This window comes from Salinigranum sp. (assembly GCF_041641895.1).
Classification (GTDB): Archaea; Halobacteriota; Halobacteria; order Halobacteriales; family Haloferacaceae; genus Salinigranum.
On sequence record NZ_JBEPXO010000008.1, the window covers coordinates 37838 to 64711 of the forward strand.

Consider the following 26874-nt stretch of genomic DNA (forward strand, 5'->3'; position numbering starts at 1 on the left):
ACCACCGAGACGCGTGGCGTCGCGGTGCGGCCGCCCGTGACGTAGCTCAGCCCGTAATGGTGACTGGACGCTTCGCGGAGAGCGTGGTGTCCAGAGAGGTACTACCCAGGAGTATCTGCTGCACGCCGGAGCGTTTGCGGCCGCCCACGACGATGCCGTCGACGTCGAGGTCCTCGGCAGTGTCGAGGAGTTTCGACACCACCTCGCCACCGAGGGACAGTCGGTCGACGGCGACCCCCTCGCCGTCGAGATACGTGGCCGCCTCGACAGCGGCGTCGACGTCGGCGAACTCGTGCGGCGGCGCGCCCGCGTAGTCCTGGTGGGGGAAGACGTAGCAGACGGTCGCGTGGACGTGCTCGGTGGCGTTCGGCAGGTTCGCGACGTACCGCGCCTGTGCCAGCGCCCGGTCGACGTCGCGGTCGACCGGGACCAGGACGTCGCGCCGGCCCGTGCCGAGTGTGACGGTCCCACCGGTGACCGTGACGGGGCGGTCCGCCGAGAGGACGACGTCCTGAACGGTGCTCCCGAGCAGCACCCGCGTCACCCCCGTTCGTTTCCGTCCACCCATCACAATCTCGTCGGCGTCGCGTTCGTCCGCGGTGCCGATAATCTGCTGTGGGACGCCGCCGGTGTCGACGACTCGTTCGACCGAGACACCCGCCTCCTCCAGACGGTCGGCCGCCGTGGCCGCGCCCTCCAGCGTGGCGAACTCGACGTCTTCGGGACGGTCGAAACGGTTCGGGGGAGCCACGTAGAGGACGGTCGCCTCGACCGGCGTACCGCCGTCGGCGAGGCGAGCGACGTACGTCGCCTGGTGGAACGCCCGGTCCGTATCGCGGTCGACGGGGAGCAGTGCAGAGTACATAACGAACGTACGATATGATTTTTCATTAATGTATCCGGACCACGATTCCCCCCGGGTGAGAACGGACGGCGGGCGGGAACTGTCACGCGCGAGGACGCCGTCGGCCCGTGTCCCGTAAGTTCAAGCCGTGCCCTCGCGGACGAACGGACGCATGCGCCTCGCGCTCATCGCTCACGACGAGAAGAAGCCAGAGCTCATCGACTTCGCCCAGGAACACCAGCACATGCTCGCGGAGTGTGAACTCGTCGCCACCGGCACCACGGGAAAACGACTCCGCGAGGAGACGGACCTCGACGTCGAGCGGAAGCAGTCGGGACCGCTCGGCGGTGACCTCCAGATCGGTGCCGAAGTCGCCGAGGAGACGTGTCACGGCATCGTCTTCTTCCGCGACCCGCTGACGGCACAACCGCACGAGCCCGACGTCTCCGCGCTCCTCCGCATCTGCGACGTCCACGACGTCCCGCTCGCGACGAACCGCGCGAGCGCCGACGCCATCGTCGAAGCGATGACCGACGTGTGAAGAGACAGTACACCTCGGAGTACTGTCTCGACGCGAGATACTTTTGATGTCCGACCCCCTACCTCCGGTATGGTCTCCGGTGGGTCGCACAGCGGGTCGGTCAGAGTCGTACTGCTCGTCGCGCTCCTGGTCGTCTCCGGGACGACCGGTTCCGCGGCGGCCACAGCGCTCCGAACGGACGCGCCGGGCGTGGACCGCTGTTTCCCACCCGACGGCTGGGAGTTCGTCGTCGGCACCGAGGGTCCGCAGATACGGCTCGTCCTCCACCTCTCGCTCCTGCCGGCCGTCTTCGGGGGTGAGAGCGAGAGTGACGGGTCGACGAACACGAGTCGCGCTGACGACACCGACACTGGCACCGCGGCCGGCGCGTTCGGTATCGAGGCCGTCGCGGCGACGGAGACCGCCCAGATCGTCTCGCTGCAGTCCGGCGTCCTGTTCGCGGGCGTCGAGGACGCCTCGGCGTTCCTCGCGGATCCGTTCGCTCCCTTCGCGTTCGTCTTCGACTACCGCCTCACCATCCCCGCGTTCGAGGGGACGATGGCCGACGCCGACTACCACACGGGCGACGTTCCGGTCGAGGGTCCCGTCGAGGAGGCGGCCTGCTCGCGCTGACCGCCAGTCGCGCTCTCGGCCCCCGACTCACGCTCACCCGGTCGGTCGGACGTGAACGCCGACGCCGTCCGGGTCGGTGAGTCGGAGGGAATCACCGTTACGCTCGACGCCACGCCCACCGGCACGGCCGACTGACTCAGCGAGCGCGTCCACCGCCGCTTCGTCGGGGAGGAGGAACTCGAACCACTCGACGCCGCGGTGGTCTCCCGCCGGCGTCCGGCGAGCGTTCCACGTGTTCAGCCCGACGTGGTGGTGGTAGTCACCGGCGGCGACGAACAGCGCACCCTGGTACGACTCCGTCCGGACGTTCAGCCCCAGCGTGTCGACGTAGAACGCTCTCGCGTCCTCGAGCGACGACACTTCGAGGTGGACGTGGCCGAGGTCCGTCCCGCCAGGCAGTCGGTCGGCGCTCGCACCCGTCGCCGCGTCCCGGAGCACGTCGAGGTCCAGCGAGAGCGTGTCCATCTCGACCCGGTCGCCCCGGAACGTCCACTCGTCGCGCGGGCGGTCCCGGTACACCTCGACACCGTTCCCCTCGGGGTCGTGGAGGTACAGCGCCTCGCTCACGAGGTGGTCCGACGCGCCCGAGAGCGAGAACGGCGAGTCGTCGAGACGGGTCAGAACGTCACCCAGCGCCGCCCGGGAGGGAACGCGGAGGGCGAGGTGGAACAGGCCCGCGGCGTCGCGCGGGCGGGCGGGCGCGTCTGGGTCCTCGTCGAGGAGAACCAGCGGGGTGTCGCCCGCCGAGAGCCGCGCCGTGGCGCCAGTGTGGGTGACGTCGAGGCCGAGGGCGTCGCCGTAGAACGGTACGAGGGTGTCGACGTCGCCGACGCGGAGCGCGATTCGGCCGGGGTGCGCCGCCGCGGGCATCGAGTAGGGAGCGTCCGGACGCATACCGCCGTTCGGCGCGGCGGCGTGAAAGGTCAGTCGGCGACGGCCGCGAGGCCACCCCCCGCGTCGGCCGGGCCGAGTCGGGCGTCGAGCACCGGACCGACCACCCCGTTCGGGTTGTGAATCCTACAGGTATAAGAGACGAGACGGTATATCAGCGTCGCATGACGTTTCAGCGTACAGGGAAGAAACCGCCGTCGGTTCACCGCGGCACCGCCGTCGAACGCGCCCACCAGCCCACGAGAGTGGGGCGATGAGTGTAGAGTGGAACGCCGTCGGCGGTGGCTTCGTCTTCTTGCTCATCGGACTCGCCATCGCGGGGGGCATCGGCTACACCGAGTACCGGGACTACCAGATACGCGACGAGTTCCAGGAGACGACAGCCGAGTTCGTGCGCGGGACCGTCGAACGGGACAGGCGGCTACAGGGCGACACCTGGCGGACGGTCTACGTCGCACAGGTCTCCTACGAGTACACGGTCGACGGCGCGCGCTACGAGGGGCGCGAGTCCTGGACGCACGACTCACCGAACGAAGCCGAACGGTCCGTCGAACGGGCCAGCGACCGGTACCCATTGTCCGTCTACTACCACCCCGACACCCCCGACGAGAGCTTCACCAGCGACCCCGGGGAACCCTCGGGCGTACTGCTGGGCGTCGTCTTCGGCGGGATTTTCGTCTATCTGGGTGGGAAGTCCATCCTCAAGGGTGTCAGTGCGGAGGTGGACGCGGAGTGAGGTCCCGGTCGGTCGGTGGGACCGGGTGCGTCCGGCGTGCGTCGAGCGACTGAGGGCGAGTCGACGGCGGGACTCAGTCGACGACCGCTGCAGGGTCGACGACGTCGCCCGCGAGTTCGTCGATGCCGACCCGCTCGCAGTGGTCGTAGAGCGGACACGCCTCGGGGCCGTCGAGACACGCCGGCTTCCGGGCCGAGCAGTACTCCCGTCCGAACTGGATCATCGCGGTGTGGCCGAAGCCGCACTTCTCGGCGGGGACGTCCCGCTCCAGGTGTTCGCGGACGTCCTCGTGGTCGGCGTCGGGCGGTGCCAACCCCATCCGTCGGGCGATGCGGTGGACGTGGGTGTCGACGGGGAAGACGCCGCCGCGCCCCCCCGCGAAGAGGAGGACGCAGTCGGCAGTCTTGGGACCGACGCCCTTCAGCGAGAGGAGCGTCTCGCGCACCACGCCCGGGTCGCTCTCGCGGACGAACCGGTCGAACGCCTCGGTCGAACCGTACTCGTCGAGCACCCACGCCGCCGTCCGGACGATGACCTCCGACTTCTGGTTGTACAGCCCCGCCGAGGAGATGGTCTCGGCGAGTTCGTCCTGTGGCGCCGCCGCGAGGTTCTCCGCCAGTTCGTCGGCGGGTCCGTAGCGCGTCACGAGGCTGTCGTGAGCGGGCTGGCTCGCCTTGTCGGAGGTGTTCTGGCTCAGGATGGTCCGCACGAGGCACTCGAACCCGTCCTGTCCGCCGTAGGCTTTCCGCCAGTACATCGCGCCCAGTTCGTCGACGACGGCCTCCGCGCGCGTACTCGGTTCGCCCTCCGCGTCGGCGTCGAACGTCGCGAACGCGCCGCCGCCCTGCACCCCACCGCTGATGTTCTCGGCGGGTTCGTCTCGCTTCTCGGTCATCGGTCGAGGGGTAGGACTCGGTGGTGCAAAGTGTGACGGCTGTCCCGTCCGCCGAGTAGTCCAGCCACCCACTGAACCCGCTCCTCGACACCTCTCACCGGGAGAACCCTTTTGCCCGGACCGCCCCAAGGTTCGGTATGGCCCTCGAAGCACTCGCAGTGGTCCCCCTCCAGCTAGGACTGGGACTGGGCGTCGCCGCCGTCGGCATCCTCGTCCTCGTCCTCGCCATCGCCACGGTGTGGTCGATGGTCGAGATCGTCGACGCGTACGAGAAGAAGGCGCTGACCGTGTTCGGTGAGTACCGAAAGCTCCTCGAACCGGGTATCAACTTCATCCCGCCGTTCGTCTCGCGGACGTACGCGTTCGACATGCGGACGCAGACGCTCGACGTCCCCAGGCAGGAAGCCATCACGCGCGACAACTCCCCCGTCACCGCCGACGCCGTCGTCTACATCAAGGTGATGGACGCGCGGAAGGCGTTCCTCGAGGTCGACGACTACAAGAAGGCCGTCTCGAACCTCGCCCAGACCACCCTGCGGGCAGTGCTGGGCGACATGGAACTGGACGACACGCTCAACAAGCGCCAGGAGATCAACGCCCGCATCCGCAAGGAACTGGACGAACCGACCGACGAGTGGGGCGTCCGGGTCGAGTCGGTCGAGGTCCGAGAGGTGAACCCGAGTCCCGACGTCCAGCAGGCGATGGAGCAGCAGACGTCCGCCGAACGCCGTCGCCGAGCGATGATTCTGGAGGCGCAGGGTGAACGGCGCTCCGCCGTCGAGACCGCCGAGGGTGAGAAGCAATCGAACATCATCCGCGCCCAGGGCAAGAAGCAGTCGCAGATCCTCGAAGCACAGGGTGACGCCATCTCGACCGTGCTCCGCGCCAAATCCGCCGAGTCGATGGGCGAGCGTGCCATCATCGACAAGGGGATGGAGACGCTGGAGAAGATTGGCGAGGGAGAGTCGACGACGTTCGTCCTGCCGCAGGAACTCTCCTCGCTCCTGGGCCGCTACGGCAAGCAGTTGACGAACAGTGACGTGCAGGAGCAGGCCGGTCTCGACAGTCTGGACTTCGACGAGGAGACGAGACAGATGCTCGGCCTCGACGACATCGACGAGATACTCGGTCAGATCGACGAGGCCGCCGAGATGGACGTCGAGCAGATGGAGAAGGAGGCGGAGGCCATCAAGGCCGGCAACGTCGACGCCGACATCAAGAGCGCCGACGAGGTGGTCGCCGAGGCCGACGAAGGGTCGGCGACGACCGAGGAGGAGGCCATCACCGAAGTCGACACCGACGGCGGCGCACCGGACGAGGGTGACGACGAGGAGATGGAGTTCGACACGAACCTCGAGTCCTGACCCCCGACGCCAACGTTCTCGACTCGACGACGTTCTTGTCAAACAGACATACAAAATCTCGTCGCTGAGAGCCGAGCCCGAAGCCTTTTCATCGAGAACTCGCCTATCAGTAGTCGAAACATGGCCGACCAGCCCGGTGTCGACGAGGAGAAGCGGGCGACGCTCCGTCGCTTCGCCGCACTCGGGACGGCGACGCCACTGGTCGGCCTCGGCAGCCGGTCCGACGCGGACGCCGACACCGGGACGAGCGAGACGCGGGCGGCGATTCGCGGCTACCTCGCGACGACGCCCGGCGCACACTTCTCGAAGGTCCGCGACGACCTCAAACTCGGCACGGGCGAGACACAGCACCACCTTCGACGGCTGGTCGACGCCGGCGCCGTCGAGACCCGGAAAGACGGCGACTACCGGCGCTACTTCGCCGCCGGACAGTTCTCCGACTTCGAGCAGGTCACGCTGGGGTATCTCCGGCGCGGAACCGCCCGCGGCGTCCTGCTGGCGCTCCTGCGCGACCCGACGGCGACGGGGAGCGACATCGCCGACTCGCTCGACGTCTCGCGAGCGACGGTCAGCACGACGGCGAAGGAACTCGACGCCGCGGGCCTGCTCTCGCGGACCGACGGCTACGCCGTCCGGAACCCCGAGACGGTCCTGACGCTCCTGATTCGGTTCGCGGAGTCGTTCGGCGAGGACGCCGTCGCCTTCGCCGCCGAAGCGGCCGACTTCATCCGGTTCGAACCACGAGCGTGACCGTTCGCGTCGGGAGCGGGCGGGGACGCTCGACAGAGAAGAGTCGCAAGAGCACGTGAGTCGGAGCGGTCGCTCACCGCAGTCTGGGGCCGGGCGTTACCGCGTGACCTTCCAGGTCGTTCCCGACGAGTACCCCCACTTCTCCACCGTGACGTCGAAGTCGCCGTCGAGGATGGCACGCATGTTCGCGCCCACCTCCTTCGCGGAGAGGCCGAGGTCCTTCGCGATGAGTCGGGACTTGAAGTAGGTCTGGTCGCCGGCGTTGGTGCGGAGGTACTGGAGGATGCGCTGCTGTTTCGTCGAGAGGTCGGTCGCGGCCTGGGTCGTGCTCATAACTCCCCTGTGGGGCTCGTTCCCCATAGGGGGTTTGGTACACGCGGTTAACACGCCGCTGTCTGGCGGTTTTCATCGTCGGGCGGGGAGCGAACCGGGTCAGCGACAGGGGTGTGGGGTACGGTCGCCTAACCCTCTCGGCGTCCCGAGCGTCTCGTCGATGAGAGAGTCACCGGACGGGTACAGACGGTCGACGGAGGACGTACCGAGTCAGAAAGTTCTTGTCCGCGCGCGGGTGACTGAGCGCAAATGGGGACCGCGGCGTCGGTCGAGGTGAGCGTCGTCCTTCCAGCGTACAACGAGGAGGACAGCATCGAGGCGACGGTCCAGAAGACGCTCGAGACGCTCGAGGGCTTCCTCGACGGCGGGTACGAGGTGGTCGTCGCCGAGGACGGCTGTGACGACCGCACCCCCGACATCGCTGCTCGACTCGCCGAGTCGGACCCCCGGGTCCGGCACGTCCACAGCGACGAGCGACTGGGTCGCGGCGGCGCGCTCGAGCGCGCCTTCGGAGCCGCCGACGGCGAGGTGCTCGTCTACTTCGACACCGATCTGGCGACGGACCTCCAGCACCTCGAAGAGCTCGTCGAGCGGGTCCGTTCCGGCGAGTACGACGTCGCCACCGGGTCGCGGTGGCTTCCGGGACGGGTCGCGGACCGGCCGGCGAAACGGGGCGTCCCCTCGCGGGGGTACAACGCGCTCGTCCGCATCTTCCTCCGTTCCGGACTGCGGGACCACCAGTGTGGCTTCAAAGCGTTCTCCCGGGAGGCGTTCGAGGTGCTCTCGACGCAGGTGGAGGACAGCCACTGGTTCTGGGACACCGAGATGCTCGTCCGCGCCCAGCGAGAGGGGTTCCGGGTCGCGGAGTTCCCGGTCGAGTGGACGCCGAGGGGCGACACGAAGGTCGACCTCGTCCGCGACGTGTTCGGGATGGGGTCACAGATCCTCCGCACGTGGTGGCAACTGACGGTGCAACCGAGGGTCACCCGGCGCGTGACGCTGACCGCCGGCGGAGTGTTGACCCTGCTCGCGCTGGTGTTGATGACGCAGTACATCGACTTCGGGGCGGTCGTGACCGAGATGCGGCAGGCCGACCCCGTGCTGGTCCTCGTGGGCGCACTCGTCTACGTCCTCTCGTGGCCGCTCCGTGGCCTCCGGTACCGCGACATCCTCGCCGAACAGGGGTACCGAACCAGCGTGGGGTTCCTGACGGGGGCGGTGTTCATCTCGCAGACGGGGAACCTCGTCTTCCCCGCCCGAGCCGGCGACGCCGTCCGGGCCTACGTCGTCAAGATGCGCCGGGGGATTCCCTACCCGTCGGGGTTCGCCTCGCTCGCGGTGGAGCGCGTGTTCGACCTCCTGACCATCACGCTCCTCGCGGGCATCGTCCTCATCGGCTACACGGTGACGGGGCAGACGGCCGAACTCGCCCGGACCGTCACGGGAGCGGAGGGTGCCGGACGCGTCGCGGTGGGCGTCGCGACGGCCGTCGGTCTCGGCGCCATCGTCGCCGTCGCCGCCATCGTCGCGTCGGCCCGGTCGGGGACGAACTTCGTCCGCCGGGCCGTCCACCGGGTCTCGACCGACTCGTACGCCGAGTACGTCGCGGACGTGGTCGAACAGTTCGTCGGCGACGTCCAGCGCGTCGCGGGAACGCGCGGGGGGTTCGGTCGCATCGGCCTCTCGAGCCTCTGTATCTGGACGCTCGACGTCGTGACCGCGGTACTGGTCCTGCGGGCCTTCGACCCCGGGATGGGGTTCGTGACACTCGTCTCCGTCGGCTTCTTCGCCGTCAGCGTCGGCAACCTCGCGAAGGTCCTCCCACTCTCGCCCGGTGGCGTCGGCCTCTACGAGGGCGCGTTCACCCTGCTGGTGGTCGGTCTCACCGGCGTCGGCTACCCGCTCGCACTCGGTGCCGCCGTCCTGGACCACGCGGTCAAGAACCTCGTCACCGTCGTCGGCGGCGTCGCGTCGATGCTGGCGCTCAACGTCTCGTTGACGACTGCCGTCGACCAGGGCCCCGGCGGAAGCGACGTCGACGTCGACGCCGTCCAGGACGACTGACGACTAGCCCCGGTAGTGGTCGCTTAGGAACGGCCCGGCCGCCGCTGCCACCGCCGCCTCGAGTGCGTCGGTCCGCGTCAGTCGGCCGGCAGTGAAGGCCCCGGCCGCCCCCTGCTTCTTCGCCACGTCGTCGGTGCCGAGTACGTCGTCCATCACGGGGCCGAGTTCCTCACCCGCACGGAGTCGGGCGGCGACAGCGTCGGGGAGCGGGAGGGTCGGGCCCCCACCGCAGGCGAGTCGCTCCCCATCGGTCACCGCGGCCCACATGACGAGCGCGAGGCCGCCGCCGACGAGTTCGACGTCGGGAGCGAGGGGGTCGGCGTCGGTGCCGAGCGCCTCGCCCGCGCCGTCGACTGCCTCCCCGACGGGGGCCACCCCGCCCTCGATACCCACCGCGAGGTCGTACCCCGCTTCCCCGTCGTCGGGCACTGCGTGGCCGTCGCTCTCGAAGGCGCGTCGCGCCCGTGTGACTGCTCCCCGACGCGTCTCGGCGTGGCTGAACGGCTGTTCGCTCACGCCGGAGTCGATGACGCGCGCCTCGACCGTCGCGCCGTCGAACACCCGCGCCGTCGCGTCGCGTTTCACCGGGTTCCCGCTACCGACCACGATTCGCATACCCGACGCTGCGGCGGCGAGTGGTAAAACCGACACGTTCCCTCCCGGATCCGGTGACGGGACCGTCGACCGACCGAACCCGTCGGCCGAGTGCAATATATAAATGTGCGGTAACACGTGTCGTGATCGGTCGATTCGGGGCGATTCTCACAGAGATACGAACGAGATGCGACAAGTTTATATAATACCGCTCCGTCGTCGAGTTAACAGACTGCTCCGGCCTTTTCGCGGACGCCACGGACGCCGGGAGCACCTGCCGTCGTATCCATGAGCGAGAAATCATACGGACGAACACGGCTGCGAGGCGCACCGCGCGAGCGAACGAGCGAGACCGAGACCGAGACGACCGGTGACGAACTGACCTGCCCCGAGTGCTCGGGGAATGTCGTCACCGACGACGAGCACGGCGAGACCGTGTGCGAGGAGTGTGGGCTGGTCATCACCGCCGACTCGGTCGACCGCGGCCCCGAGTGGCGCGCGTTCGACGCCCGCGAGAAGGACCAGAAATCCCGCGTCGGCGCGCCGACCACGAACACGATGCACGACAAGGGTTTGTCGACGAACATCGACTGGCGCGACAAGGACGCGTACGGCAACTCGCTGGGCGCGCGCCAGCGCCAGAAGATGCAGCGCCTCCGCAAGTGGAACGAGCGGTTCCGCACGCGGGACTCGAAAGAGCGCAACCTCAAGCAGGCACTCGGCGAAATCGACCGCATGGCGAGCGCCCTCGGCCTCCCGGACAACGTCCGCGAGACGGCGTCGGTCATCTACCGCCGTGCCCTCGGCGAGGACCTCCTCCCCGGCCGCTCCATCGAGGGCGTCTCGACCGCATGTACGTACGCCGCCGCGCGGATGGCCGGCGTCCCGCGGTCGCTGGACGAAATCGCCGAGGTCTCCCGCGTCGAGAAGAGCGAGGTCGCCCGCACCTACCGCTACGTCTCCCGCGAACTCTCCCTCGAGGTCAAACCCGCCGACCCCGAACAGTACGTCCCCCGGTTCGCCTCTGAACTGGGCCTCTCCGACGAGTCGAAGATGCGCGCCCGCCAGCTCCTGCAGAACGCCAAGGAGCAGGGCGTCCACTCGGGCAAGTCCCCGGTCGGCCTCGCGGCCGCCGCAGTGTACGCCGCCTCCCTCCTGACCAACGAGAAGACGACGCAGGCCGCCGTCAGCGAAGTCGCCGACATCTCCGAGGTGACCATCCGGAACCGGTACCACGAACTGCTGGAAGCCGAAGAACAGATCGGACTGGCCTGAGTCGCCGCACGGGTCACCACACAGGGCGACACGCCGTCGATGTCTCCCCGTCGGTCCCGGCCGCGAGTACCTACCGTCGGCCGTCGACCCAAAAGCCTACTAGTCCCGCCGCCGTCCATCGGCCGATGCGGACCGAGCACGTCCTGCGCGTCGGCGACAGTCGGGCGTCGACACTGGTCGACGAGAGCGTCGACCTCGTCGTCACCTCGCCGCCGTACCCGATGATCGAGATGTGGGACGAGCAGTTCGCCGCCCAGTCACCCGCTGTCGAGCGGGCGCTCGACGCGGAACGAGGGGACGACGCGTTCGACGCGATGCACGCGCTCCTCGACGCGGTGTGGGACGAGGTCGAACGCGTCCTCCGACCGGGCGGCGTCGCCTGCGTGAACGTCGGCGACGCCACCCGGTCGCTGGGCGGAGCGTTCCAGTGTTACCCGAACCACGCGCGGGTGACGCAGGCGTTCCGCGAGCGGGGCTTCACGTCCCTGCCGACCGTGCTCTGGCGGAAGCCGACCAACCGGCTGACGAAGTTCATGGGGTCGGGGATGCTCCCGACGAACGCGTACGTCACGCTCGAACACGAACACGTCCTCGTCTTCCGGAAGGGGTCACGGAGACGGTTCCCGCCGAAGGACGAGTCGCGCTACGAGAGCGCCTTCTTCTGGGAGGAGCGCAACCGCTGGTTCTCCGACCTCTGGGAACTCCCCGGAACGTCGCAGGCGCGGGAGGGCGACGGCCGCGACCGGGCCGGGTCGTTCCCGCTCGACCTGCCGCTCAGACTCGTCCGGATGTACTCGACGTACGGTGACCGCGTCTACGACCCGTTCGTCGGGACGGGAACGACGACGCTGGCGGCGATGCTCGCCGGGCGCGACTCCGTCGGAACGGAACTCGAGGCCGACCTGCTGGACGGGGTCGACGCCCGCCTCGACGACGTGCCCGCGCGGGCCACCCGGCGACTCGACGCACGCCTCGAACGACACCGGGCGTTCGTCCGCGAGCGCGACGAACCGTTCGCGTACGAAGCCGTCCACTACGACTTCCCGGTCGTGACGAAACAGGAGCGCCACGTCCGCTTCTACGACGTGACGGGCGTCGAGTCGACCGGGAGCGAGCCAGGGGAACGACGATACGTCGTGTCGTACGAGCCACGGTGACGGGGACGCGTCGAGCCCGTCGGGAGGGACGAGACGACCGACGGCGGCCCGCCGGAGCCCAGGGGGCGACGGCAGACGAGAGACAGACACGGGGACGACGGGCGGCTGACACCGTATCCGGACACTTAAGCGGGCGGAGCGTCCTCTCTCTGAGAGACGCAATGTCGAACTCACGCCGCCGCGCGTTCGTCGCGGCTCTCGTCGCGATTCTCGGCGCGACTGTCGGCGTCGCCGGGACCGGTCACGCGTACCTCCGCGAGTGGCGACGCGCAGTCGCGTGGTTCACCTTCGTCCTCGGCGCCGAACTGGTGTTGCTCTCGGTGTTCACCGACCCCGCGACCATCGCCGGGTCGGAGTCGTCGCCGATGACCGTCTCGGCGGTTCTGGCCACCGCCTCGGCGCTCCCCTCGGCCGTCACGGGGCCGCTGCTCGTCCTGCTCGTGCTGAGTGTCGTCGACGCGTACCGCCTCGCACTCGCGAAGCGGAGCGTCGGCGAGAACGCGGGGCCGTCGTGTCCGTACTGCGGACAGGAGGTCGATCCCGAACTCGACTTCTGTCAGTGGTGTACGGGACGGTTCGAGACGGCGCCGGCAGAGACGGAGACGGCCGAACCGCGCCCCGCGAGCCACGACCACGGCTCGCGGCAGTAGCCGTCGACGGCTCCCTCACTTCTCGATGATTGACTCCTCGACCGCCTCGCCGAAGTGTCGGGCGGTGTCCTCGTAGTACACGAGCACCTCGTCGCCGGCTTCGAGGTCCGTCACGGCTTTCCGGCCCTCGCGGGTGTGGACCTTGATGGTCTCGGCGTTCTGGAGGAGCGTCTCGATGCGGTCCTCACCGTCTGCGGTTTCGAGCCGTGCCTGCACGCGGAACATAGGCCGCTTCTCGATTTTGCAGCGGCCGACGATGGCCTCGCGGGTGTTCCCGTCCGCGTCGACGACCTGCACCTCGTCGCCGCTCTGGAGTTCGGCGAGGTAGCGCGTCCCGCCGTCGGGAGCGCGCACGTACGCGTGGACGGCCCCGGCGTTCACCCGGAACGGGCGGGAGGCGACGTACGGCGACTCGGCCGTCTCGGCGTGGACGAAGAACAGCCCCCGCGACATCGACCCGACGAGCATCCCCTCGTCGTGGTCCATGAGCGACCCGGTGTCGACGCAGACGCGGTCGGCCATCCCGGTCGGCTCGATGGTCGTCACCTCGGCCCACTGCAGGTCGAGGTGTTCCCGCTCGGCGGCGTCGCGCACCTCACACGTCCGGCGAATCTCGTCGGGGTCGTCGCTGTCGATGAGGACGGAGTCGGCGCCCTGTTCGAGCGTCTCGAACGCCGTTTTGGCTTCCTCGGCGGTCGTGACGCCCGCGACGAGTTCAGTCTCGTCGCCGATGCGGGCGATGAGGTTCTCCAGCGGGATGATGGTCCAGTCCTCGCCGACGACGATGGTGTGGTCGGCCTCGCGGGCGGCCTCCTCGGCGAACGTCTCGTACTCCTTCGAGAGGATGCGCACGTACGCCCCCTGCGCGTGGTGGTCGGTCCGGCGGAGCGCCGTGAGGTCCGCCGACCCCGAGAAGTCGTTCGGGAGGTCGACGGTTCCGTCGCCCTCCGAGTCCTTGCCGACGAAGTACGCATCCGCCTCGGGCGGCGTCTCGTCGTCACCCTCGGCGTCCATCACGTGGACGTCCGTGTCGGTTCTGAACGCCGCCACCTTCACGCTCCCGAGGTCACGCACGCGGCCGACGTCGCTCTCGTCGACGAGCACCCAGTCGACACCGGCCTCCAGACCGGCGGTGATGCGCCGTTTCCTCGCCTCCCAGTCGCCGACGCTGTCGTCGGCTTTGAGCCAGACGCTCCGTGTCATGGCAGAAGCCACTCGATGGGCGGGCTTGAACGTGGCGAATCCGACATCCAGCGGTGCCACGCGGGCGGTGTCCAGCGGGAGTCCCGGGCTACACCACCGGGCCAGCGGGAGTCCCGGGCTACGCCACCGGGCCACCGGTGAGTCGTTCGACCAGCGGCCGGGTGACGCACGTGACGCGGTACGCCCGTTCGCCGTTCTCGTACACCGAGAGCGGCGGGGCCGCCTCCCGGTAGCGGTACACCTCGGTGCGGAGCAGGTCGTCCTCGAACCGCGTGGTCGTCGCCGGGAGGAAGTCGGCTATGTCCACGACGGCGTACTCGTCCCAGTCGGTGTCCCGCACCGGCGGCGGGAGTGGTGTCGACGCGCGCTGGCGCATCAGAACACCTGGAGACCGCCGTCGACCCACAGCGTCTCGCCCGTCACGTAGCCGGCGTCGTCGCTCGCGAGGAAGAGGTACGCACCGGCGACGTCTTCGGGGTCGGCGGCCCGACCGAGCGGAACGTGTTTAATGACCTCGCCGGCGCGGACCTCCCGGGGGGCGCTCTCGGACCACCCCTCGCTGATTTCGGTGGCGACGTGTCCCGGGGCGACGGCGTTGACGCGGATGCCGTGGTCCGCGAGTTCGAGCGCCGCCCCCCGCGTGATCATCTTCACACCTCCCTTCGTCGAGTCGTACTGCACGTGGTCGAACTGGGCGAGTTCCGCGCTGATGGAGGCCGTGTTGACGATACACCCCTCGACACCGCGGTCGATCATGTCCTGCGCCGCGACCTGCGTCCCGTAGAAGACGCCCTTCGCGTTGACCTCGTGGAGACGGTCGAAGTCGTCGGGGTCGAGGTCGAGGATGTTCCCCGGGCGGAAGATGCCCGCGTTGTTCACCATGACGTCGACGCCGCCGAACTCGCCCGCGACGTCGACCACGGTTTCGATGTCCTCGACGGCGGAGACGTCCGTCCCGACGTACCGGCCCACGCCACCGGCCTGGTCGACGAGTTCGTGCGTCGGGCGCTCCGCGTCGGGGTCCTTCGGGTCGGGGCGGACGTCGGCGTTGACGACGGTGGCACCCGCCTCGCCGAACCGCCGGGCGACGGCACGGCCGATTCCCGAGGAGCCACCGGTGACGACGACTGTCGTGTCCGCGTAGTCGTACGAGAGCTGAGACATGTGTCTCTCGCTACGGCGAGCCGCGACAAAAGGAACGGTGTCGGGGAGGGGTGACGGGGACGGACCGGTCGGCCGGTCAGTGCTCCCAGCGCGCGACAGTCGCCGTCACGTCCGAGTTCGGACTCGACCAGACCACGCGGACGGTCGTGCCGACGAACGTCTCGCTCGTCGCGACGTAGATGGTCGTCCCGGCGTCGACGGTGGTCCCGGACGCGAACGCGTTGGTCTCGGTGAGGCCCGCGCTGGTAGGGTCGGCGTCGTCGAGGGCGCCGACGCCGTTCGGGTCGCCGTAGGAGGCGCCGTCGCTCGAAATGCCGATGGAGACCGAACTCGAGACGTTCAGTTCGTCGGCCCGGACGGCGTCCCCACCCTCGTGCGTGACGTTCAGCCCCGTCGACCCGTTGAACTCGAACGAGAACTGTGCCTGTGGCGCCGACTCGGAGACCTGGTCACCGAGTCCCAGCACGAACGTCCCGATGACGGCCGCGAGGACGACTGTGATGGCGACCATCAGGACGACCCCGATGACTGGCGAGACGGCGCGTCTCTCTCCGAGGAAGGTTCCGAGATTCATTGGTGCGACGAACCCACCGGCGACCGGACCGCCCTCGACTCGACCCGTCCGCTCGGTGACCGTCGGTGGACCGCGTCGGTAACCAATCGGTAAAAAGATGACTGCGGAGGAATCAGGCGTGATTCCGAGTTGCCGTCGAGGCGACGCCGCGCGGGCAGGGGAGGGGTCGAGCCCGGTCGTCTACGCCTCGGCGCCGGCCTCTTCCGACAGGTCGGCGACGTCGAGCGCCTCGTCCGCCGAGGCGTCGTCGTGGATGATGGCCGAGACGGCGCGCGTAATCGCCTCGGGGTCGTCGTGCTGGAAGATGGAGCGGCCCATCGAGACGCCGGCGGCACCGCCGTCCATCGCCCCGCGGACGTTCTGGACGGTCTGTCGGTTGGTTCCCTTCGCGCCCCCGGCGATGACCACCGGCAGGCGGGTGGACTCGACGACGTGGCGGAAGGAGTCGGCGTCGCCGCTGTACGCGGTCTTGACGACCTCCGCGCCGAGTTCCTCCGCGAGGCGGACGGCGTGGCCGAGATACTCCGCGTCGTGTTCGGGGTCCTCCCCGCCGAGGTTGGCGCCGCGGGCGTACGCCATCGCGAGGACGGGTACCCCGTACTCGCTCGCGACTTCGGTGACGCGCGCGAGTTCCGATATCTGGTCGGGTTCGTAGTTCGAGCCGACGTTGATGTGGAACGAGACGGCGTCCGCGCCGGCGCGGAGCGCCTCCTTCACCGTGCCCGTGTGGCGTTTGTCGTTCGAGTCCGGGCCGACGCTGGTGGAGGCGTTCAGGTGGACGATGTAGCCCGCCCCGTTCTTGTTCGGGTGGACGCGCGGGGCGATGCCCTTCTGCGTCAGGACGGCGTCGGCGCCGCCGCGCGTGATGCTGTCGATAGTCGCTTCGATGTCTTTCAGTCCCTTGATCGCTCCGAGCGTGATGCCGTGGTCCATCGGGACGATGAGGTACTTGCCCCGTGTCGAGATGCGGTCGAGTCGTGCAGTGATTCCGGCGTCCATGGTTGTAGTGTGAGAATCTGTGGCAATCGGTGGTTATGTGCGTTCCGTTTGCGGTTTCGATTGCGCGGTTTCTCGGCCCCTGCGCGCACCCGCTTTCAACTCGCGCGCCTTCTCTTCGAGACGACGGGCCGTCTCCGCGGCCGGTGCGTCGTTCTCGTACCCCCCGGCCACGATGTCGACGAGCGCGGAGCCGACGATGACACCATCGGCGCCGGCACGAACGACGCGTTCGGCGTGCTCGCCGGTCTTGATGCCGAAGCCGACGGCCTTCGGGACGTCCCACTCGGTGAGGCGGGCGAGCGACTCGTTGGTCTGTGAGGAGACGTCGTCGCGCGCGCCCGTCACCCCGAGGCGCGCCTGGACGTAGACGTAGCCCGACACCTGCTCCATGATGCGGCGGAGTCTGTCGCCTCTCGTGGTCGGCGCGACGATGAATATCAGGTCGAGACCGAACTCGTCGCACGCCGCGCGCAGGTCGTCGGCTTCCTCCGCCGGGAGGTCCGGGACGACGAACCCCTCGAGACCCGCCTCGGCGGCGCGTTCGACGAACGCGCGCGGGCCGGGGGCGCCAGTCTCGTGTCTCCCGAACTGGTAGATGAGGTTGTAGTAGGTCATGCAGACGAGCGGCACGTCGACGTCTAGCTCCTCGACGAACTCGAAGAACCGCGTCGGCGTCATCCCTCCGTCGAGCGACCGGACGATGGCCTGCTGGATGGTCGGCCCCTCGGCGATGGGCTCCGAGAACGGCAGGCCGAGTTCGATGATGTCCGCGCCGCCGCGCGCGAGCGCCTCGACGTACTCGACGGAGCGCTCGTAGTCGGGGTCGCCCGCCGCGAGATACGGGATGAACGCGGGGCCGTCCGCGAAGGCGTCCTCGATACCCGACATCACAGCCCCCCGACGAACATGTCCATATCCGGCGCGTTCGGGACGTCGCGCTCAGCCGTCTCCTCGATGACCGTCTCCAGGTCCTTGTCGCCGCGCCCCGAGACGTTCACGACGGTGAGGTCGCCGACCCGGTCGGCGTGTTCCTCGAGGAAGCCGAACGCGTGTGCAGTCTCCAGCGCCGGGATGATACCCTCGGTCTGTGAGAGGCGGTGGAACCCCTCGAGCGCGGCGTCGTCGTCGACGTTCACCGGCGTGACGCGGCCGATGTCGACGAGGTGGGCGAGTTCCGGCCCGACGCCCGCGTAGTCGAGTCCCGACGAGACGGAGTGCGACTCCATGATCTGTCCGCTGGAGTCCTGCAGGAGCTTCGTCCGGGCGCCGTGGAGGACGCCCTCGTGTCCCGTCGACAGCGACGCGGAGTTGGGCGCGACGCCCGCCTCCTCGTCCACCTCGAGGGAGGAGCCGCCGGCTTCGACGGCGAACAGCGTCACCTCCTCGTCGTCGACGAAGTGAGCGAACAGTCCCATCGTGTTCGAACCGCCGCCGGCGCACGTCATCACCGAGTCGGGGAGGCGACCGGCCTGGTCGCGGACCTGCCGGCGGACCTCCTCGCTGATGACCGCCTGGAAGTCCCGCACCATCGAGGGGAACGGGTGCGGACCGACCACGCTCCCGATGACGTAGTGGGTCGTCTCCACCGTCGTGGCCCAGTCGCGCATCGTCTCGGAGATTGCCTCCTTCAGGGTGCCCCGGCCCACGGTCACGGGGTTGACCTCGGCGCCGTTGATGCGCATCCGGAAGACGTTGGGCCGCTGGCGGTTGATGTCGCGTTTGCCCATGTAGATTTCACAGGGCATGTCGAGGTGGGCGGCGGCCATCGCCGTCGCCGTCCCGTGCTGGCCGGCACCGGTCTCGGCGATGATGCGCTCCTTGCCCATGTACTTCGCGAGGAGCACCTGTCCGAGGGCGTTGTTGAGTTTGTGCGCTCCGCCGTGGAGGAGGTCCTCGCGCTTGAGATACACCTCCGTCCCGTAACGCTCGGAGAGTCGGTCGGCCCGCTGGAGCGGTGTCGGCCGCCCGCCGAAGTCGCGCAGTCGCGCCCGGAACTCGTCCATGAAGCCGTCCTCGTTCTCAAGGACGTACCGCTCGTACGCGTCTGTGAGTTCTTCGATGGCCGGCATCAACGCCTCCGGCACGTACTGTCCACCGTAGTCGCCGAACTTCCCGTTCGTGTCCGTGCTCATTGTGTCGTCTCGGTGTCTGTCGTCTCTGTCGCGTCCGTCCGCTCGCTGCGGACGAACCGTTCCGTGTTCGTTCTCACGTCACCGTCCATGATGGCACTACCGATGAGGAGCGCGTCGGCGCCGGCCCGCCGCATCCGTCGAGCGTCCGCCGCAGTCGTCACGCCGCTCTCGGCGAGGAGGGTCACGTCGTCGGGTACTTCGTGTGCCACCCGTTCGAAGGTCCCCAGGTCGACCTCGAGACGCGCGAGGTCCCGGTTGTTCACGCCGACGAGTTCCGCACCCGCGTCGAGCGCGTCGCGGAGTTCCGCGCGCGAGTGAACCTCGACCAGCGGCTGGAACCCTCGAGCCGTCGCCGCGTCGACCATCGCCGAGAGGTCCTCACCGAGGAATCGTGCGATGAGCAGGACGAGGTCGGCCTCGACGACGTCGAGTTGAGCCTCTTGCAGGAGGAAATCCTTCCGGAGGACGGGGACGTCCACTGCGTCACGGACCCGCCGGAGCGCGTCGGGAGAGCCACCGAAGTGGGCCGGTTCGGTCAGCACCGAGAGCGCTGTCGCGCCGCCAGCGACCATCTCGCGGGCCACCTCGACCGGGTCGGTCTCGACGTGTCCGTCGGTGGTCGGACTCGTCGGCTTCACCTCCGCGACGATCGGGACCCGTCCCGCCGCCTCGGCAGCCGTGACCGCGTCGGGGAACGACCGCGCCTCGACGGAGAGGCGGTCGGTCCCCCCGGAACGCTCCCGCGCGGCCTCGAGAATCGAGCGCACCGCGGGAGCCATCTCCTCGCCAGTATCGTTCATCAGTGTACACTGATGGACTGATTTGTTCATAAGGCTTGCGGGACGCGGCGACGGGACGGACCGGGAGCGCCACGAGGAAGACGGGGTTGAAGACACTCCGGTGTCGACGCTGTGGTATGGACCCGGATGCAGCGACGGACGCGGGTATCTTCGCCCGTGCGTTCGACGACTGTGTGGTCGAACTCGGCGTCGCGAGCGGCCGCGTCGTCGGCGTCTCGTTCCCCGACGACGTCCCCGACGACGCCGCGAGCGACCACCCGCTCCTCGACCGTGTCGCGGCGTATCTGGCCGGCGAGCACGACCACTTCGACGACGTCCCGGTGGCGCTCACGGTGCCGACGGCGCAGCGGTCGGTGCTCGAGGCGGTGCGGAACGTTCCGTACGGGGAGACCGTCTCCGTCGAGCGACTCGCCCGCATCGCCGGTTTCGACCCGGAGGACGACGAGGACCGCCGGACCGTCGAGACGGCGCTCCGTGAGAACCCCGTCCCGCTGTTCGTCCCCGACCACCGGGTCGAGGGGACAGGTGCGACGCCGGAACGGGTGGCTCGGCTGTTCCGCTCGCTCGAGTCGTCCTGACGCCCTCACTCGACGTGAGCGAAGGTTCTTCCGTGAGACCGGGGCCACCGGTCGTATGCGCTGAGACCGACTCCGGGACGGGCCGCGACGCGACGACACCCCCTCTCGGAGCCGCTGCTATCGTCCGTTAGCACCCTGTCCTATTTCGGACGTGGCAACTGTTCTCCACTCCGCGTACCACGCCTAGTCGACGCCGACGCCCTCGTGGACGAGAAACTCCAGCGCGTTCACCAGGTAGTGGGCGACGACGACGACGAGGAGGCTGCCGGTGAGGACGAACGCGGCCGCCAGGACGAACCCGAGGACGCCGGTGACGACGACGCCGGCAGGCCCCTGTGCGCCGTGGCCGAGAGCGAAGGCGACGGACGAGAGCCCGGCGAGGAGCCACGGCGAGACGCCGAACCCCACGGAGAAGACGCCGACGAGCACGCCGCGGAAGAGGAGTTCTTCGAACCCCGCGATGACGGGGAGGACGAGGAGCAAGAGGACGGCCCAGCCGCCGATGGTGTCGGGGGCGAGTGCCTCGCGAAGCCCCTCGTCGGCACCGATGCCGAGTCTGTCTCCGACGGACGCACCGACCTCGTTGGCCACGTAGAGCGCGGTTCCCAGCAGGACCCCCACGCCGAGTGTCGACGCCGAGAGCACCGGCTCCGAGACGCCGAACGCCGCGGTCGGTATCTGGGTGAACCAGGCACCGGCGAGGAGCAAGAGTCCGAACGCACCCTGTGAGACGGCGACGTTAGCGAGGAGCGCCATCGTCGAGAGCTGCGGCGTCGCGCGTGTCCCGTCGGCCCAGTCGTCGGATGTCGGCGGGTCGACGACGCGGTTCGAGAGCGACACGTGGACCTCCGCGACGGCCGGGTCGACCGACCCCGGCCGGGGCCGCGGCCGGTCGGTCCGCGAGACGGCGTCGTCGCTCACGGCGGCCTTCGACGCGTGGGCGAGGAGGAGAAGCAGGGCGAGGACGACGCCCGCGAAGCCAGCGAACGTCGCCCAGTCGGGCATCTACTGCGGGCTCGGGCTCGAGGGGCCGCGGACGCCCTTCTTCGGGAGCGCAGAGCCGGTGATGGTCTTGAGCCGGTCGACCAGCGAGTCCTTCTCGGGTTCGCCTTCGAGGGCGACGTCGAGCACCTCGCTGATGTGCGAGACCGGGATGATCTCGATCATCTCCTTGTACTCGTCTTCGATCATCACGTCCTGCTCGTTCGCCGCGGGGATGATGACCCGTTCGCAGCCGGCCTTCGCGGCGGCTTCGATCTTGTGCGTCACGCCGCCGACGGGGAGGACGTCGCCGCGGACCGAGAGCGACCCGGTCATCGCGAGCGCCTGGTCGACGGGGATGTCCTCCAGCGCCGAGATGACAGCCGTCGCCACCGTGATGGAGGCGGAGTCGCCGTCGACGCCCTGCTGGCCGGTCTGGACGAACTGCACGTGGACGTCCATCTCCGAGAGGTCCTGGTCGGAGAACTTCTTGATGATGGCGGAGACGTTCTGGACCGACTCCTCGGCCATCTCCTTCAGCTGGCCCGTGGCGATGACCTGGCCGGGACCCTGCGAGGGCGTCACCTCGGCCATGACGGGGAGCATGATGCCGGAGTCCTGTCCCATGACGGCGAGGCCGTTGACACGGCCGGTGACGAAGCCCTCGTTGACGGAGAGCTCGTAGTCCTTGCGCCGCTGGATGTACTCGTCGGCGATCTGCTGCTCGATGGAGCGGGCGCGACCCTTCGCCTGGAGGACGTGGTCGCGCGTCGTGTTCTCGGCGTCCTCCGAACGGGCGATGTCGCCCGCGACGCGGACGAGCCCACCGAGGTTCCGGAACTCGAGGGTGAGGTGACCCTTCCGACCCGCACGACGGCGGGCCTCGAGGATGACCTCCTCGACGGCGTTGGCGGTGAAGTGCGGCAGGCGGCCGTCCTTCGCGACCTCCTGGGCGACGAACCGCGCGTACTTGCGCCGCATCTCGGGGGAGTCCTCGATGGTGTCGTCCATGTACACCTCGTACCCGTAGCCCTTGATTCGCGAGCGGAGGGCCGGGTGCATGTTCTCCATCGCGTCGAGGTTCCCGGCGGCGACCATGACGAAGTCCGTCGGGACGGGTTCGGTCTGGACCATCGCGCCCGAGGAGCGCTCGGACTGGCCCGTGATACCGAACTCACCCTCCTGGATGGCCGTCATCAGGTGCTGCTGGGACCGGATGTCGAGGGTGTTGATCTCGTCGATGAACAGCACACCCTTGTTCGCCTTGTGGATGGCGCCGGGTTCGACGCGGTCGTGGCTCGGCGTCTCCATCCCGCCGGACTGGAACGGGTCGTGGCGGACGTCGCCGAGCAGCGCGCCGGCGTGCGCGCCCGTCGCGTCCTCGAACGGCGCGGTCGTCTGGTCGTTGTTGTTGACGATGAGGTTCGGAATCATCGCGTCGCCGCTCCGCGACCCGTAGCGGAACGCGAGGTAGATGATACCCGCCGCGAGGATGCCGAGCAGAATCTGTCCGGCGATGATGAGCGAGTAGCCGAGGACGATGGCGATGATGATCCACATCAGGAAGGAGCGCATCTGGTTCCGCTTGCGCGCCTCCTCCTTGTGCGCCTCGACGATCTGGTCGCCCTTGCCGGACGGGACCGTCCGCACCTTGGGCTTGTTCCCGTCGTCGGGGTTGTGGTAGACGAGGACGTCCTGCAGTTCCTCCTTCGGGAGGAGCTCCGACATCGCCTTCGCCAGCATCGACTTCCCGGTCCCCGGCGACCCGATCATCATCACGTGACGGCGCTGCTTCGCGGCCTTCAGGATGACGTCTCGGGCGTGTTCCTGTCCGATGACCTGGTCGACGAGGCGGTCAGGTACCTCGATTTCTTGCGTCGAGCCGATTCGGAGTCCGCCGAGGAGGTCGTCCTCGGAAGGGTTCTCCTCGATGGTGGCTTCCCCGTCGACTTCGACGTCGACGGCGCTCCCGAGGTCGTCGAGGTCGTCGACGGTCTCTCTGTCTCTCTCGTCCGACCCGTTCCCGTGCTCGCGCCGTGGGGCGTCCGCACCACCGCGGTCTGTGGGCTCCTCCCGGTCGGGGGAGTCGCGCGACGTCCCTTCGGAGGGGGGCGAGTCGGGGTGGTCTTCACTCCCTCGTTCCGGGGGAGTTTCGTCAGATTCCATGTCGTTGCTCATAGAAGCGTTGCTACTCTGAAACAGGGGTGCGCGACTGATATACTTTCTCCCCGGTGGCGCCCGAATCGCATCAGCCAAACCCACACGTAGACTGGCTCTACGACGGAAATACGGCGTCTGAGCCGACTCGTGGGCTTTATAAAAGGTGCCCGTGAATCACTCCCCCATGCGGGGGTTCTACATCGGACGGTTCCAGCCGTACCACAACGGCCACCACAGGATGGTCGAGGAGATCGCGCGGGAGGTCGACGAGCTCGTGCTCGGCATCGGCTCTGCGGGCGACTCCCACTCGCCGCGGAACCCCTTCACCGCCGGCGAGCGGGTGATGATGGTCACCAAGTCCGTCGCCGAGTTCGACATCGTCAGCTACGCCGTCCCCATCGAGGACCTCGACCGGAACTCGGTGTGGGTGAGCCACGTCCAGTCGATGTCGCCGACGTTCGACGTGGCGTACTCGAACAATCCGCTCGTCATTCAGCTGTTCCGGGAGGCGGGCGTCGAGGTGCGCCAGTCGCCGATGTTCAACCGCGACGTCCTCGAGGGGACCGAACTCAGAGAGCGGATGCTCTCGAACGGGGACTGGCGCCCGCTGGTCCCCGACCCGGTCGTCGACATCGTCGAGGAGATCGACGGCATCGAGCGCATCCAGCGCGTCTCCGAGAGCGACTCGAACGGCGGCGACGCGACGAGCGACCCCGAGTGAGATGATCACGCTCAGTTCCGACTTCGGCTCGCCGTACCCCGCGGCGATGCGCGGTGTCCTGCTCTCGGCCGACCCCCAGGTTCGACTGGTCGACGTCGCCCACGACCTCCCCCGACAGGACGTCCGCGCCGCCGCCTTCTGGACCCGGTTCGTCCTCCCGGAGTTCCCCCCCGCGACCCACCTCCTCGTCGTCGACCCCGGCGTCGGCACCGACCGGGCCGCACTCGTCGTTCGCGCGGGCGACCACGCGCTCGTCGCCCCCGACAACGGCGTCGCCCTCCCGGCGGCACGGGCGCTCGCTGGCGGGTCGTCGGTCGAGGCGTTCGTCTACGACTACGACGACCCGGCCTCGAACACCTTCCACGGCCGCGACGTGTTCGCCCCCGCCGCCGCGGCCGTCCACGACGTCCGCGTCGCCGAGATAGAGACACTCGACCGCGTTTCACCGACCGACGAGTACGTCGACTTGACGCTCCCCGAGGCGACGGTCGCGAAGACACGTGACGGGGCGGTCGCTCGCGGCGAGGTGCTCGTCGTCGACGACTTCGGCAACGCCATCACGAACGTCCCGGGGGCGTTCCTCGACGACGCAGAGCGGGTGCGGGTGAACGGCCGGGAGGCCCCGGTGGGCGACTCGTTCGCGTCCGTCGCGGTCGGGGAGCGACTCGTCACCGTCGGGAGCCACGCGTTCGTCGAGTGCGACGTGAACCAGGGCCGGGGCGACGAGGCGTTCGGCCTCGCAGTCGGGGACGAGGTCCGGTTCGAGCGGGTCGCGTAGCGAGTCTGTGACCGACGGTCGACTCCTCTCCCGAGTCCACGAGTGGAGCACACGGGCGGACACGCGAGAGAGCGCCCGGTCCGCCGACGTTCGACCGACGAGCCGACGGCCATACGCGGACGTACGGCGGCACCGGCGACGACTGGCAAACGGATATGTCGCGAGCGAACAGTATCCGGCTTCGAGAGAGGCCGAAGTCGGTGAGGAATGTCAGACGAGAATTACTCGGCCGACGAGGGAGTCTCGGAACTGCCGAGGGAAATCGAACTCTCGACTACGCGAGCGGACCTGAACCGTGTCGCCAGGAGGCTCGGCCTCAGCGACGGACGCGTCCTGTACGCGATGCTCGTCGGTCCCGGCACGATGGCCAGTATCGACGATGACGAGCGGTGTGTGGTGCACTGCAGCAACCTCTTCGCGGGCGACGCGCTCGTCGCGTGCACCGAAGGGTGTGCCAGGGTCTCGAGTTCGTTCACGGCGTCGACCGCTGGGGCCGTCACGAGAGGTTGAACGGGGGGCACAGAAACGACCGAGCCGAGTGAACGACAATCACCCCGACGTTCTTCAGCCACTGTAGACAGTCACGGCTCGACGTGGGGACCGCCCGTGAAGAACGCGCGAAGTGACCGAGAGGGGAGTTACTCGGCGGCGATGACGTCGTCGATGCGGAGGATCATCGTCGCGGCCTCCGTGGCGCTCTCGACGGCCTCGCGCTTCACCGCGGCGGGGTCGAGCACGCCGTGCTCGACGGGGTCGCCGATCTCACCGAAGCGGCCGGTGGCGATGACGCCCGCGCGGCCCTCGCTCTCGTACTTCGAGCGCAGGTCGACCAGCGCGTCAATGGGGTCCATCCCGACGTTCTCCGCGAGCGTGCGTGGGAGCGCCTCGACGGCGTCCGCGAACGCCTCGACCGCGAGCTGCTTGCGACCCTCGATGCCTGCCGCCTCGGAGCGGAGGTGGTCGGCGATGGCGACTTCGGTGCAGCCCGCACCGGGGACGACGCCGCCCTTGTCGAGCGCGGCGATGGTGACGTCGATGGCGTCGTTGATGGCGCGTTCGAGTTCGTCGACGACGTGTTCGGTGCCGCCGCGCAGGAGGAGGGTCACGGAGCGCGAGGCGGCGCCGCCCTCAACGAACGTGAGTTCGTCCTCGCCGAACTTCTCGATGGAGATGCGCTCGGCGTGGCCGAAGTCGTCGGTGTCGATGTCGGTCACGCTTCCGAGCCGCTTCGCGCCCGTCGCGTTGGCGATACGGCGCGCGTCGGACTTCTTCACGCTCTTGAACGCGAGGATTCCCTCCTTGGCGAGGTAGCTCGCGACGCGGTCGGAGATGGACTTCGTGCAGAACACGACGTCCACGCCGGCTTCTTTCAGCGAGGTGGCGTACGAGCGGAGTTCGGACTCCTCGGCGTCGAGCGCCGCGGTGAGCTGCTCCACCGAGGAGATGTTGTACTCGGTGTCGGCCTCGGCCTTGCGGACGTCGAGTTTCACGTCGACGACGGCGACGGTGGCGTCCTCGACGGAGCGGGGCATCTCGTCGTTGACGGGGTCCTTGTCGATGATGACACCCTCGACGAGTTCGGTCGCCGACGAGGAGGCGCCCGTTCGGGTGTGGACGTTGATGTCGTCGCGGTCGAACCGCTCGGCGTCGTCGTACACCATCCGCACCGCGCGGACGACGTGCCCTGCGAGGACGTCGGCGGTGACGTCGCCGGTGCCCTTGCCGGTCATCGAGGACTCGGCGACTTTCACGAGCAGGTCGTCGTCGAGGTCGACGTCGAGCACCTGCGCGTCGATGGCGTCCTGCGCGAGGCGGGCGGCCTCGGTGTACCCCTCGACGATGACCGTCGGGTGGATGTCGTCGTCGAGCAGGTTCTCGGCCTTCGCGAGGAGTTCGCCCGTCAGGACGGCGGCGGTCGTGGTGCCGTCGCCCACCTCGTCCTCCTGGGTCTCGGCGACTTCGACGATCATCTGTGCAGCAGGGTGCTCGATGTCCATCTCGTTGAGGATGGTCGCCCCGTCGTTGGTGATGACAACCTCGCCCGAGGAGTCGACGAGCATCTTGTCCATCCCGCGGGG

General features: G+C 68.7%; 30 protein-coding genes. 13 read left to right on the forward strand and 17 right to left on the reverse strand.

Translation table 11 applies throughout. The features are described 5' to 3' along the window. Window positions 1-46: 46 nt before the first annotated feature. Complete coding sequence (locus tag ACESK5_RS02935) at window positions 47-865, reverse strand: universal stress protein (RefSeq protein ID WP_372910050.1); 819 nt, start codon at window positions 863-865, stop codon at window positions 47-49. 151 nt (window positions 866-1016) lie between these two features. Here ACESK5_RS02935 and ACESK5_RS02940 point away from each other — a divergent pair, with 151 nt between their 5' ends. Continuing rightward, the gene (locus ACESK5_RS02940) at window positions 1017-1385 is read left to right on the forward strand and encodes a methylglyoxal synthase (protein WP_372910051.1); all 369 of its coding nucleotides are present in this window, start codon (window positions 1017-1019) and stop codon (window positions 1383-1385) included. Window positions 1386-1454: 69 nt separating this feature from the next. Next, window positions 1455-1997: a hypothetical protein gene (locus ACESK5_RS02945; protein ID WP_372910052.1), complete on the forward strand. Its 543-nt coding sequence runs from the start codon at window positions 1455-1457 to the stop codon at window positions 1995-1997. A 33-nt stretch (window positions 1998-2030) separates the two neighbouring features. On the opposite strand, the gene ACESK5_RS02950 is transcribed toward ACESK5_RS02945, so the two are convergent. After that, window positions 2031-2891 carry a VOC family protein gene (locus tag ACESK5_RS02950; RefSeq protein ID WP_372910053.1) on the reverse strand — a complete coding sequence of 287 codons (861 nt, stop codon included), beginning with the start codon at window positions 2889-2891 and terminating at the stop codon, window positions 2031-2033. Window positions 2892-2920: 29 nt separating this feature from the next. Then, a complete protein-coding gene (locus ACESK5_RS02955) occupies window positions 2921-3121 on the reverse strand; it encodes a hypothetical protein (protein ID WP_372910054.1) in 201 nt (66 codons plus the stop codon). Window positions 3122-3141: 20 nt separating this feature from the next. On the opposite strand from ACESK5_RS02955, the gene ACESK5_RS02960 reads away from it, so the two are divergent. Next, the gene (locus ACESK5_RS02960) at window positions 3142-3624 is read left to right on the forward strand and encodes a DUF3592 domain-containing protein (protein ID WP_372910055.1); all 483 of its coding nucleotides are present in this window, start codon (window positions 3142-3144) and stop codon (window positions 3622-3624) included. Between the two features lie 73 nt (window positions 3625-3697). Here ACESK5_RS02960 and nth read toward each other — a convergent pair whose 3' ends face one another. Continuing rightward, complete coding sequence (nth, locus tag ACESK5_RS02965; protein ID WP_372910056.1) at window positions 3698-4519, reverse strand: endonuclease III; 822 nt, start codon at window positions 4517-4519, stop codon at window positions 3698-3700. Window positions 4520-4656: 137 nt separating this feature from the next. Between nth and ACESK5_RS02970 the strand changes: the two genes are divergently transcribed. Further along, window positions 4657-5883 (forward strand): SPFH domain-containing protein, encoded by a 1227-nt coding sequence (locus ACESK5_RS02970; protein WP_372910057.1) that lies wholly within the window; start codon window positions 4657-4659, stop codon window positions 5881-5883. Window positions 5884-6003: 120 nt separating this feature from the next. Continuing rightward, window positions 6004-6633, forward strand: a complete 630-nt coding sequence (locus tag ACESK5_RS02975) for a winged helix-turn-helix transcriptional regulator (protein WP_372910058.1) — start codon at window positions 6004-6006, stop codon at window positions 6631-6633. A 96-nt stretch (window positions 6634-6729) separates the two neighbouring features. Here ACESK5_RS02975 and ACESK5_RS02980 read toward each other — a convergent pair whose 3' ends face one another. After that, window positions 6730-6966, reverse strand: a complete 237-nt coding sequence (locus ACESK5_RS02980; RefSeq protein ID WP_372910059.1) for a hypothetical protein — start codon at window positions 6964-6966, stop codon at window positions 6730-6732. A 249-nt stretch (window positions 6967-7215) separates the two neighbouring features. Here ACESK5_RS02980 and ACESK5_RS02985 point away from each other — a divergent pair, with 249 nt between their 5' ends. Next, complete coding sequence (locus ACESK5_RS02985; RefSeq protein WP_372910060.1) at window positions 7216-9030, forward strand: flippase-like domain-containing protein; 1815 nt, start codon at window positions 7216-7218, stop codon at window positions 9028-9030. A gap of 3 nt (window positions 9031-9033) precedes the next feature. Here ACESK5_RS02985 and ACESK5_RS02990 read toward each other — a convergent pair whose 3' ends face one another. Then, window positions 9034-9645, reverse strand: coding sequence for a DUF84 family protein (locus ACESK5_RS02990; protein ID WP_372910061.1), 612 nt, complete (start codon window positions 9643-9645; stop codon window positions 9034-9036). Between the two features lie 267 nt (window positions 9646-9912). On the opposite strand from ACESK5_RS02990, the gene ACESK5_RS02995 reads away from it, so the two are divergent. The 3 genes from ACESK5_RS02995 to ACESK5_RS03005 all read left to right on the forward strand — a co-directional run bounded on the left by ACESK5_RS02995 (window position 9913) and on the right by ACESK5_RS03005 (window position 12706). Continuing rightward, on the forward strand, window positions 9913-10899 hold the full coding sequence (locus ACESK5_RS02995) for a transcription initiation factor IIB family protein (protein ID WP_372910062.1): 987 nt from the start codon (window positions 9913-9915) through the stop codon (window positions 10897-10899). Between the two features lie 125 nt (window positions 10900-11024). Continuing rightward, a complete protein-coding gene (locus tag ACESK5_RS03000) occupies window positions 11025-12056 on the forward strand; it encodes a site-specific DNA-methyltransferase (protein ID WP_372910063.1) in 1032 nt (343 codons plus the stop codon). A 161-nt stretch (window positions 12057-12217) separates the two neighbouring features. After that, on the forward strand, window positions 12218-12706 hold the full coding sequence (locus ACESK5_RS03005; protein ID WP_372910064.1) for a zinc ribbon domain-containing protein: 489 nt from the start codon (window positions 12218-12220) through the stop codon (window positions 12704-12706). Between the two features lie 15 nt (window positions 12707-12721). Here ACESK5_RS03005 and ACESK5_RS03010 read toward each other — a convergent pair whose 3' ends face one another. From ACESK5_RS03010 to trpC, 8 genes are all read right to left on the reverse strand, one after another. Next, window positions 12722-13909, reverse strand: coding sequence for a 3-dehydroquinate synthase II (locus ACESK5_RS03010; protein ID WP_372910065.1), 1188 nt, complete (start codon window positions 13907-13909; stop codon window positions 12722-12724). A gap of 118 nt (window positions 13910-14027) precedes the next feature. After that, the gene (locus ACESK5_RS03015; RefSeq protein WP_372910066.1) at window positions 14028-14285 is read right to left on the reverse strand and encodes a hypothetical protein; all 258 of its coding nucleotides are present in this window, start codon (window positions 14283-14285) and stop codon (window positions 14028-14030) included. After that, window positions 14285-15073 (reverse strand): SDR family NAD(P)-dependent oxidoreductase, encoded by a 789-nt coding sequence (locus tag ACESK5_RS03020; protein WP_372910067.1) that lies wholly within the window; start codon window positions 15071-15073, stop codon window positions 14285-14287. Before ACESK5_RS03020 ends, ACESK5_RS03015 begins: the two co-directional genes overlap by 1 nt. Window positions 15074-15149: 76 nt before the next feature. Next, window positions 15150-15647 (reverse strand): type IV pilin, encoded by a 498-nt coding sequence (locus tag ACESK5_RS03025; RefSeq protein ID WP_372910068.1) that lies wholly within the window; start codon window positions 15645-15647, stop codon window positions 15150-15152. A gap of 180 nt (window positions 15648-15827) precedes the next feature. Continuing rightward, window positions 15828-16646: a 2-amino-3,7-dideoxy-D-threo-hept-6-ulosonate synthase gene (locus ACESK5_RS03030; protein ID WP_372910069.1), complete on the reverse strand. Its 819-nt coding sequence runs from the start codon at window positions 16644-16646 to the stop codon at window positions 15828-15830. 33 nt (window positions 16647-16679) lie between these two features. Continuing rightward, window positions 16680-17534 carry a tryptophan synthase subunit alpha gene (gene trpA, locus ACESK5_RS03035; protein WP_372910070.1) on the reverse strand — a complete coding sequence of 285 codons (855 nt, stop codon included), beginning with the start codon at window positions 17532-17534 and terminating at the stop codon, window positions 16680-16682. Next, window positions 17534-18778 (reverse strand): tryptophan synthase subunit beta, encoded by a 1245-nt coding sequence (gene trpB / locus ACESK5_RS03040; RefSeq protein ID WP_372910071.1) that lies wholly within the window; start codon window positions 18776-18778, stop codon window positions 17534-17536. Before trpB ends, trpA begins: the two co-directional genes overlap by 1 nt. Next, window positions 18775-19578, reverse strand: coding sequence for an indole-3-glycerol phosphate synthase (gene trpC / locus ACESK5_RS03045; protein ID WP_372910072.1), 804 nt, complete (start codon window positions 19576-19578; stop codon window positions 18775-18777). The genes trpB and trpC overlap by 4 nt, the downstream gene beginning before the upstream one ends. A 116-nt stretch (window positions 19579-19694) precedes the next feature. Here trpC and ACESK5_RS03050 point away from each other — a divergent pair, with 116 nt between their 5' ends. Next, the gene (locus ACESK5_RS03050) at window positions 19695-20156 is read left to right on the forward strand and encodes a methylated-DNA--[protein]-cysteine S-methyltransferase (RefSeq protein ID WP_372910073.1); all 462 of its coding nucleotides are present in this window, start codon (window positions 19695-19697) and stop codon (window positions 20154-20156) included. 183 nt (window positions 20157-20339) lie between these two features. Here ACESK5_RS03050 and ACESK5_RS03055 read toward each other — a convergent pair whose 3' ends face one another. Together ACESK5_RS03055 and lonB are read right to left on the reverse strand one after the other, a co-directional pair. Further along, window positions 20340-21161: a lysostaphin resistance A-like protein gene (locus ACESK5_RS03055; protein WP_372910074.1), complete on the reverse strand. Its 822-nt coding sequence runs from the start codon at window positions 21159-21161 to the stop codon at window positions 20340-20342. After that, on the reverse strand, window positions 21162-23315 hold the full coding sequence (gene lonB / locus ACESK5_RS03060; protein WP_372910075.1) for an ATP-dependent protease LonB: 2154 nt from the start codon (window positions 23313-23315) through the stop codon (window positions 21162-21164). A 166-nt stretch (window positions 23316-23481) separates the two neighbouring features. On the opposite strand from lonB, the gene ACESK5_RS03065 reads away from it, so the two are divergent. The 3 genes from ACESK5_RS03065 to ACESK5_RS03075 all read left to right on the forward strand — a co-directional run bounded on the left by ACESK5_RS03065 (window position 23482) and on the right by ACESK5_RS03075 (window position 25306). Further along, entirely contained in the window at window positions 23482-24018 is a 537-nt protein-coding gene (locus ACESK5_RS03065) for a nicotinamide-nucleotide adenylyltransferase (RefSeq protein WP_372910076.1), read from the forward strand. 1 nt (window position 24019) lies between these two features. Next, window positions 24020-24796 (forward strand): S-adenosyl-l-methionine hydroxide adenosyltransferase family protein, encoded by a 777-nt coding sequence (locus ACESK5_RS03070; protein ID WP_372910077.1) that lies wholly within the window; start codon window positions 24020-24022, stop codon window positions 24794-24796. Between the two features lie 207 nt (window positions 24797-25003). Beyond that, the gene (locus ACESK5_RS03075) at window positions 25004-25306 is read left to right on the forward strand and encodes a hypothetical protein (protein WP_372910078.1); all 303 of its coding nucleotides are present in this window, start codon (window positions 25004-25006) and stop codon (window positions 25304-25306) included. Window positions 25307-25434: 128 nt separating this feature from the next. On the opposite strand, the gene thsA is transcribed toward ACESK5_RS03075, so the two are convergent. After that, window positions 25435-26874 (reverse strand): thermosome subunit alpha (gene thsA, locus ACESK5_RS03080; RefSeq protein WP_372910079.1); only part of this gene is annotated, 1440 nt, incomplete at its 5' end.

Coding starts and splice junctions, on each gene's coding strand:
- ACESK5_RS03020 (WP_372910067.1), bottom strand. CDS start 15,073: ATGTCTCAGCTCTCGTACGACTACGCGGACACGACAGTCGTCGTCACC.
- ACESK5_RS02980 (WP_372910059.1), bottom strand. CDS start 6,966: ATGAGCACGACCCAGGCCGCGACCGACCTCTCGACGAAACAGCAGCGC.
- ACESK5_RS03030 (WP_372910069.1), bottom strand. CDS start 16,646: ATGGACGCCGGAATCACTGCACGACTCGACCGCATCTCGACACGGGGC.
- ACESK5_RS02950 (WP_372910053.1), bottom strand. CDS start 2,891: ATGCGTCCGGACGCTCCCTACTCGATGCCCGCGGCGGCGCACCCCGGC.
- trpC (WP_372910072.1), bottom strand. CDS start 19,578: ATGAACGATACTGGCGAGGAGATGGCTCCCGCGGTGCGCTCGATTCTC.
- ACESK5_RS03065 (WP_372910076.1), top strand. CDS start 23,482: ATGCGGGGGTTCTACATCGGACGGTTCCAGCCGTACCACAACGGCCAC.
- ACESK5_RS02935 (WP_372910050.1), bottom strand. CDS start 865: ATGTACTCTGCACTGCTCCCCGTCGACCGCGATACGGACCGGGCGTTC.
- ACESK5_RS02970 (WP_372910057.1), top strand. CDS start 4,657: ATGGCCCTCGAAGCACTCGCAGTGGTCCCCCTCCAGCTAGGACTGGGA.
- ACESK5_RS02945 (WP_372910052.1), top strand. CDS start 1,455: ATGGTCTCCGGTGGGTCGCACAGCGGGTCGGTCAGAGTCGTACTGCTC.
- ACESK5_RS02990 (WP_372910061.1), bottom strand. CDS start 9,645: ATGCGAATCGTGGTCGGTAGCGGGAACCCGGTGAAACGCGACGCGACG.
- trpA (WP_372910070.1), bottom strand. CDS start 17,534: ATGTCGGGTATCGAGGACGCCTTCGCGGACGGCCCCGCGTTCATCCCG.
- ACESK5_RS03015 (WP_372910066.1), bottom strand. CDS start 14,285: ATGCGCCAGCGCGCGTCGACACCACTCCCGCCGCCGGTGCGGGACACC.
- ACESK5_RS03055 (WP_372910074.1), bottom strand. CDS start 21,161: ATGCCCGACTGGGCGACGTTCGCTGGCTTCGCGGGCGTCGTCCTCGCC.
- ACESK5_RS03070 (WP_372910077.1), top strand. CDS start 24,020: ATGATCACGCTCAGTTCCGACTTCGGCTCGCCGTACCCCGCGGCGATG.
- ACESK5_RS03025 (WP_372910068.1), bottom strand. CDS start 15,647: ATGAATCTCGGAACCTTCCTCGGAGAGAGACGCGCCGTCTCGCCAGTC.
- ACESK5_RS02995 (WP_372910062.1), top strand. CDS start 9,913: ATGAGCGAGAAATCATACGGACGAACACGGCTGCGAGGCGCACCGCGC.
- ACESK5_RS03050 (WP_372910073.1), top strand. CDS start 19,695: ATGGACCCGGATGCAGCGACGGACGCGGGTATCTTCGCCCGTGCGTTC.
- ACESK5_RS02975 (WP_372910058.1), top strand. CDS start 6,004: ATGGCCGACCAGCCCGGTGTCGACGAGGAGAAGCGGGCGACGCTCCGT.
- nth (WP_372910056.1), bottom strand. CDS start 4,519: ATGACCGAGAAGCGAGACGAACCCGCCGAGAACATCAGCGGTGGGGTG.
- ACESK5_RS02940 (WP_372910051.1), top strand. CDS start 1,017: ATGCGCCTCGCGCTCATCGCTCACGACGAGAAGAAGCCAGAGCTCATC.
- trpB (WP_372910071.1), bottom strand. CDS start 18,778: ATGAGCACGGACACGAACGGGAAGTTCGGCGACTACGGTGGACAGTAC.
- ACESK5_RS03010 (WP_372910065.1), bottom strand. CDS start 13,909: ATGACACGGAGCGTCTGGCTCAAAGCCGACGACAGCGTCGGCGACTGG.
- ACESK5_RS02985 (WP_372910060.1), top strand. CDS start 7,216: ATGGGGACCGCGGCGTCGGTCGAGGTGAGCGTCGTCCTTCCAGCGTAC.
- ACESK5_RS02960 (WP_372910055.1), top strand. CDS start 3,142: ATGAGTGTAGAGTGGAACGCCGTCGGCGGTGGCTTCGTCTTCTTGCTC.
- ACESK5_RS03000 (WP_372910063.1), top strand. CDS start 11,025: ATGCGGACCGAGCACGTCCTGCGCGTCGGCGACAGTCGGGCGTCGACA.
- lonB (WP_372910075.1), bottom strand. CDS start 23,315: ATGAGCAACGACATGGAATCTGACGAAACTCCCCCGGAACGAGGGAGT.
- ACESK5_RS03075 (WP_372910078.1), top strand. CDS start 25,004: ATGTCAGACGAGAATTACTCGGCCGACGAGGGAGTCTCGGAACTGCCG.
- ACESK5_RS03005 (WP_372910064.1), top strand. CDS start 12,218: ATGTCGAACTCACGCCGCCGCGCGTTCGTCGCGGCTCTCGTCGCGATT.